Here is a 5,876-nt window from a genome sequence, read left to right on the forward strand (position 1 = left end):
CGAATCCCGAATCCCGAATCCCGAATCCCGAATCCCGAATCCCGAATCCCTTCCCGGCCCTCACGCACAGCGTTCGGGCGTTCGTCGGCTCGCGCGGCAGTGCCGCGCCAACGAGCCGCCTCACCCCGAATCCCGAATCCCTTCCCGGCCCTCACGCACAGCGTTCGGGCGTTCGTCGGCTCGCGCGGCAGTGCCGCGCCAACGAGCCGCCTCACCCCGAATCCCGAATCCTCAGCCGCCGCGACGCTGGCGCTGGCGGTCCTTCTCGCGCTCCTCGCGCGGCAGGTTGCCGTAGCGGCTCAGACGATCGCGCAGCTCGACGTCCTGCTTGGGAAAGTAGTCGCCTTCGATGCGGGCCAGGCTGTCGCCGTTGAAGGTCAGCACCAGGTTCTTCACTTCGGGCTCCGAGCCGCGCTGTGACTGTGTGCCGATGTAGTCCCAGCGATTGACGTGGAAGGGGTCGCGCACCGCGGGGCTGCCCAGCAGCGCCATGACCTGGCGCTTGCTCATGCCCTCGCGGAGCTGGGTCACGTTGCGCTCGTCCAGCAGGTTGCCCTGATACACATCCACCTTGTAGAGGACGCCGCAGCCGCTGGCGCCCACGGCAATCAGAACAGACAGAAGGATCGAACGCATCGGGCCGGGTTTCCAGGGCAAACGAGGGCCCGATGATACACTGCGGCGCCACCCCGGTCGCCCGCCTGCCATCCGGGGTCCGAACACATTCAGGCGGCGTTTCCGACACCGGGTCACGCGCCTCAACCTCTGCAGGAGACCCCGATGGAATCGCAGGATCTGCGCCGCGCCGGCCTCAAGGTCACCCACCCCCGCATGTGCATCCTCGAGGTGCTGGAAAGCGCCAGCCCGCGCCATATGACGGCCGAGGACATCTACAAGAAGCTCATCGAGCGCGAAGAGGACATCGGCCTTGCCACGGTGTATCGCGTGCTGACCCAGTTCGAGGCCGCTGGCCTGGTGATGAAGCACAACTTCGAGGGCGGGCAGTCGGTGTTCGAGCTCGACCGCGGCCATCACCATGACCACATGGTCGACGTCGATTCCGGCAAGGTCATCGAGTTCGTCAGCGAGGAGATCGAGCGCCTGCAGCACGAGATCGCCGCCAAGCACGGCTACGAGATCGAGGACCACAGCCTCGTTCTGTATGTGCGGAAGAAGAGGTGAGAAGCGGGGATTGGGGATTCGGGATTCGGGATTGGACCGAAGGGTGAGCTGATTGGGCGGGGCGGGGGCGTTCTCGCGCGCTGTCGGGCCGCCAGTTTCCTGAGTTCGGAATCGTCGAGCGCGTCTGCTTCTGTGGGTGCTGCGTTGGTGTCGGCAGACCGTCTGCGCTTGGATCTCCGTGCCAATTGCTTGCTACAGGCCTGCGTGGGCGTGCACTGCCTGCGCCGCTCCGAGGCGCGTCAACGCACGCAACGCGTCGCGGTGGTCCTCTCTCTGCTGCGCCGGTCCGACGAAGCTGATCCTCGATGAATCGACGCCAGCGCTACCGTAGGTCCAATCCCGAATCCCGAATCCCCAATCCCGGTCTCTCAACCATCTGCCGCGCGTGCGCCAGCGTGGTTTCCGTGATCTCGACGCCACCCAGCATGCGGGCGATTTCTTCCACGCGCTGTTCGCTGGACAGGCGGGTCGGTGCGCTGACGGTGACCCCGTCGCGCTCGCCCTTGCGCACCGAGTAGTGGTGATGGCCCTGGGCGGCGACCTGGGGCAGGTGGGTCACGCAAAGCACCTGGCGTTCGGCGCCGAGCGCACGCAGCTTCTGGCCGACGATCTCGGCGACCGCGCCACCGATGCCGGTGTCGACTTCGTCGAAGACCATGGTGGGGGTGGGGTCGACGCCCAGGGTCGCGACTTCGATGGCGAGACTGATGCGCGAGAGCTCGCCGCCCGAGGCCGTGCGCCGCAGCGGCTTGGCCGGCTGGCCGGCGTTGGCAGCGACCAGGAGTTCCACGCGCTCGGCGCCCAGCGGCGAGGGCTCGGCCTCGGGCTGGGCTTCGATCTGTACCTCCAGCCGCCCGCCGGCCATGCCGAGTTCGGCCATCAGAGCTGACACGTCCTTCGCCAGGGTCTTGGCGGCTTTGGCGCGCAGTGCGCTGAGCTTGGCCGCGGCCTTGGACCAGTCGGCGACCAGCGCCTGCATCTTCGCTTCGATCTTCGCCAGCGCGCCGCCGGCTTCCTCCAACTCCTCGATCTCGCCGGCGATGCCTTCGGCGCAGGCCTTGAGTTCAGCGGGGTCGACGCGGTGGCGGCGGCCCAGCTCGTGCAGGCGGGTGAGCTTGCTTTCGATTTCCTGCAGGCGCGCCGGGTCCAGCTCCAGGCTGTCCTGCACCTGTACGACCAGGGCGGCGGCCTCGCTGGCCTGGATGGCGGCGGATTCGAGAAGCTCGGCGGCTTCGCGCAGGCGCGGCTCGTCCTCGCCGAAGCGGGCCAGATCCGCACTGGTCTGGCGCAGGCTGCGGGTCAGGTCGAAGCCGTCCTCGCCCTCGATGCGCGCGACTGCGCGCGCGCAGGCCTCTATCAGGCTGCTGGCATTCGACAGGCGCCTATGGCTCTGGATCAGCTCGGCATAGGCCTGCGGGCTCAAGGCTTCGGCCTCCAGCTCGCCGAGCTGGTGACGCAGCAGTTCGAGGCGCGGGCCCGGATCGGTCGCAGCGCCGGCGATCTGCTCGCGACGGCGCTTCAGCTGGGCGTACTCCTGGGCCAGCGCGCGCACCGGCTGCAGCGCCTCCTGCGCGCGGGCGAAGCCATCCAGCAGGCCCAGCTGCTGGGTGCGGTCGAGCAGGGCCTGGTGCTCGTGCTGGCCGTGGATTTCGACCAGGTGCGCGGTGAGTTCGCTGATCTGGCCGACGGTGGCCGGGCGGCCGTTGATCCAGGCCTTGGAGCCGCCATCGGCGCGGACGATTCGGCGCACCTCGCAGGCCTCGTCCTCATCGAGCTCCTGCTCGCGCAGCCAGGCGAGGGCAGGGCTGTCGGCAGGCAGTCGAAAGGTGGCCGAGAGCTCGGCGCGCTCGGCGCCGTGGCGGACCATGCCGGCATCGGCGCGGGCGCCGGTCAGCAGCAGCAGGGCGTCCACCAGCAGGGACTTGCCGGCACCGGTCTCGCCCGAGATCACGGTCAGGCCGCCTTCGAGCTGCAGCTCGACCGCGCTGACGATGGCGAAATCCTTGACGAACAGCGTGCTCAGCATGCGGGCATCCGATCCTGGTGCGCGGGCGAGGCGCGCGGCCGCGTGAGCCGGCGCCGCGCAAGGGCGCGAACGCTAGCACGCAGGCCGCGGGTCGCCAACACGCCACAAACGCCCGTCAACGCAGAGCAGGGCTTGCCTGCGCTGGCCCGAGGCCTTATGTATCTCAGCGATGAGCCGACCTGCCCACCCGCTTGACCCCCGCCACCTGGACGCCCGCGCCCGCGGCCTGCTGCGCGCATTGATTGCCCAGTACATCCGCGAGGGCGAGCCCGTCGGTTCGCGGACCCTGGCCAAGCATGCCGGCCTCGACATCAGCCCGGCCACGATCCGCAACGTCATGGCTGATCTTGAGGACATCGGCCTGGTCGCGACGCCGCACACCTCGGCCGGCCGCGTGCCGACCGCACAGGGCTATCGGCTGTTCGTCGACAGCCTGCTGCAGGTGAAGCCGCTGGACCCGACCGAGATGGATCGCCTGCGCCGTGGCCTGCAGCCCCAGCTCGGCACCCAGGGCCTGCTCAACAACGTCTCCGAGCTGCTGTCGGCGGCCACTCATTTCGTCGGCATGGTGACGGTGCCCAAGCGCGAGCAGTTCGCCTTCCGCCACATCGACTTCGTGCCGCTGGACGGCAACCGGATCCTGGTGATCCTGGTGTTCACCGACAACGAGGTGCAGAACCGCATCCTGCACACGCGCCGGCCCTACAGCGTCTCCGAGCTGGAGCAGACCGCCAACTACCTCAACACCCATTTCGCCGGCCGCGCGCTGTCCGAGGTGCGTTCGCAGCTGCTGCGCGAGCTGAAGGACACCCGCAGCGCGATGGACAGCATCCTGTCCGCAGCGGTGGAGGTCGCCGAGGGCGCCTTTGGTGGCTCGGGCGCCGTCGAGGACGTGCTGGTCGCCGGCCAGACCCGGCTGATGGGCGTGCAGGACCTGTCCGATCTGGATCGCCTGCGCGAGCTGTTCGAGGCCTTCTCGCGCAAGCGCGAGCTGCTGCAGCTGCTGGAAGGCTGCGCCACCGCCCAGGGCGTGCGCCTGTTCATTGGTGAGGAGTCGGGCGTGGCCCCGTTCGGCGGCTGCAGCCTGGTGACGGCGCCCTACGGCGCGGACGGCAAGGTGCTGGGCGTGCTGGGCGTGATCGGCCCGACCCGCATGGCCTACGAGCGGGTGATCCCGATGGTGCAGGCCACCGCCGAGGTGCTGGGCGCGGCCTTGAATCGGGCGCAGCAGGCCCAATAAACGCCCCGCCGCGGGGCGAAGCATGCAATCCCTTCACGCTGCGAGAGGGCGGCCGGCTCGATCCGACCCTTCGCCACCGCACGCCTTTGAATTCCATTTCGCAAGGAGTCGCCATGAGTCAGGAACCCCAGCCCGTTGCGGGTCAGGAACACCCCGAACCGCAGAGCGAGGTCGAGCTGCTGTCGGCCCGCATCGATGAGCTGCAGATGGCCCTGATGATGGTCCGCGAGGAGCAGCTGCGCGAGCGCGCCGACTTGGAGAACCAGCGCAAGCGCATGCTGCGCGATGTCGAGCACGCGCGGAAGTTCGCCAACGAGCGCCTGCTGGGCGACCTGCTGCCGGTGCTGGATGCGCTGGAGCGCGGCATCGAAACGGCCGGCAGCGATTCGGCCGTGGCAGAGGGGCTCAAGCTGACCCAGCGCGAGCTGCTGAAGGTGGCCGAAAGCAATGGCCTGAAGCAGCTGAACCCGGCCGGCGAAGCCTTCAATCCGGAGCACCACCAGGCGGTGAGTGCCCAGCCCAGCGCCGAGTACGCCGCCGGCACCGTGCTGCAGGTGTTCCAGAAGGGCTATCTGCTCAACGAGCGCCTGCTGCGACCGGCCATGGTCGTGGTGTCGCAGTAGTCCACAGCGCATTCGAAGGCGACGCCTGCATCGAGAGCGGAACGCAACGCTTGAATCCCGCAGCGCACCGCCCCATGTAGCGAGCCAGTGAAGGCCTGGTTTCCAGGCCACGCAAGAAACCTCAAGGAGCACACACCATGGGCAAGATCATCGGCATCGACCTCGGCACCACCAACTCCTGCGTGGCAGTGATGGAAGGCGGCCAGGCCAAGGTCATCGAGAACTCGGAAGGCGACCGCACCACGCCCTCCATCGTCGCCTTCACCAAGGACGGCGAGACCCTGGTCGGCGCCTCTGCCAAGCGCCAGGGCGTGACCAACCCGAAGAACACCTTCTACGCGGTGAAGCGCCTGATCGGCCGCAAGTTCACCGATGCCGAAGTCAAGAAGGACATCGACCTGGTGCCCTACGGCATCGTCGCCCACGAGAACGGCGACGCCTGGGTCGCCACCGCCGACGGCCGCAGGATGGCGCCGCCGCAGATCAGCGCGGAAGTGCTGGCCAAGATGAAGAAGACCGCCGAGGACTACCTGGGCGAGAAGGTCACCGAGGCCGTGATCACGGTGCCGGCCTACTTCAACGACAGTCAGCGCCAAGCCACCAAGGACGCCGGCAAGATCGCCGGCCTCGACGTCAAGCGCATCATCAACGAGCCGACCGCCGCCGCCCTGGCTTACGGCCTCGACAAGAAGGGCGGCGACCGCAAGATCGTGGTCTATGACCTCGGCGGCGGCACCTTCGACGTCTCGGTCATCGAGATCGCCGAAGTCGACGGCGAGAAGCAGTTCGAGGTGCTGGCCACCAA

The 5,876-nt window shown here is 68.2% G+C and carries 6 protein-coding genes; 4 read left to right on the forward strand and 2 right to left on the reverse strand.

Going from position 1 to position 5,876, the window contains the following annotated elements:
- Positions 1-231: 231 nt before the first annotated feature.
- Complete coding sequence (gene bamE, locus Q0654_RS18475; RefSeq protein ID WP_298856461.1) at positions 232-636, reverse strand: outer membrane protein assembly factor BamE; 405 nt, start codon at positions 634-636, stop codon at positions 232-234.
- A 144-nt stretch (positions 637-780) separates the two neighbouring features.
- Between bamE and fur the strand changes: the two genes are divergently transcribed.
- Positions 781-1,182: a ferric iron uptake transcriptional regulator gene (gene fur, locus Q0654_RS18480; protein WP_298856462.1), complete on the forward strand. Its 402-nt coding sequence runs from the start codon at positions 781-783 to the stop codon at positions 1,180-1,182.
- Between the two features lie 322 nt (positions 1,183-1,504).
- On the opposite strand, the gene recN is transcribed toward fur, so the two are convergent.
- Positions 1,505-3,208 (reverse strand): DNA repair protein RecN, encoded by a 1,704-nt coding sequence (gene recN, locus Q0654_RS18485; RefSeq protein WP_298856464.1) that lies wholly within the window; start codon positions 3,206-3,208, stop codon positions 1,505-1,507.
- Between the two features lie 169 nt (positions 3,209-3,377).
- On the opposite strand from recN, the gene hrcA reads away from it, so the two are divergent.
- The 3 genes from hrcA to Q0654_RS18500 all read left to right on the forward strand — a co-directional run.
- Positions 3,378-4,448: a heat-inducible transcriptional repressor HrcA gene (hrcA, locus tag Q0654_RS18490; protein ID WP_298856465.1), complete on the forward strand. Its 1,071-nt coding sequence runs from the start codon at positions 3,378-3,380 to the stop codon at positions 4,446-4,448.
- Between the two features lie 113 nt (positions 4,449-4,561).
- Positions 4,562-5,071 carry a nucleotide exchange factor GrpE gene (grpE, locus tag Q0654_RS18495; protein ID WP_298856466.1) on the forward strand — a complete coding sequence of 170 codons (510 nt, stop codon included), beginning with the start codon at positions 4,562-4,564 and terminating at the stop codon, positions 5,069-5,071.
- Positions 5,072-5,208: 137 nt separating this feature from the next.
- Positions 5,209-5,876, forward strand: a 668-nt coding sequence (locus Q0654_RS18500; protein ID WP_298856467.1) for an Hsp70 family protein, incomplete at its 3' end; no start/stop codon positions are given.

The organism is uncultured Aquimonas sp., from assembly GCF_937888285.1.
Taxonomy (GTDB): domain Bacteria; phylum Pseudomonadota; class Gammaproteobacteria; order Xanthomonadales; family Xanthomonadaceae; genus Aquimonas.